Origin of the sequence: Carboxylicivirga sediminis, assembly GCF_018156225.1 — a bacterium.
GTDB classification, from domain to species: Bacteria; Bacteroidota; Bacteroidia; order Bacteroidales; family Marinilabiliaceae; genus Carboxylicivirga; species Carboxylicivirga sediminis.
The window spans coordinates 1-380 of record NZ_JAGTAR010000119.1; the positions used below are offsets into that span (position 1 = coordinate 1).

Genomic DNA, 380 nt, shown 5'->3' on the forward strand with positions numbered 1-380 from the left:
AGGTGAGGTAATAGCTCCAAAGGTGGTGGTCCACGGGCATCAAAAGTAATGAGTGTAACAAGTTGTCCCTTGCCACAGGTATAGCAAACACGATGTTTTATAGGCGGTCGTTGTTTAATGGTAGCTTTGCCAATTTGTTGTTCAACCAGCTCCCTTACCGTTTGTTTTAGCGACGAAGCCAGTATACCGTAATGACGGATACGCACAAAGCCTTTGGGCAGTATGTGTAAACTCAGGCGGCGGATAAATTCCTGATGAGTAAGGGTTATCACATGTTTCTGTCCGCCTTTCCGGTAGTCTTTAGCGGTGAAACTTACAGAATGCAAATCGATTGAACGCAGCCGATGATTACTGATGGCCACCTTGTGGGTGTAGCGGCC

Annotated in this window: 1 protein-coding gene; it reads right to left on the minus strand. The window is 46.8% G+C overall.

Annotated features, from left to right (window positions below; all coding sequences use genetic code 11):
* Window positions 1-380: transposase (locus tag KDU71_RS22890; RefSeq protein ID WP_212193446.1), on the minus strand; the 380-nt coding region annotated here is incomplete at both ends.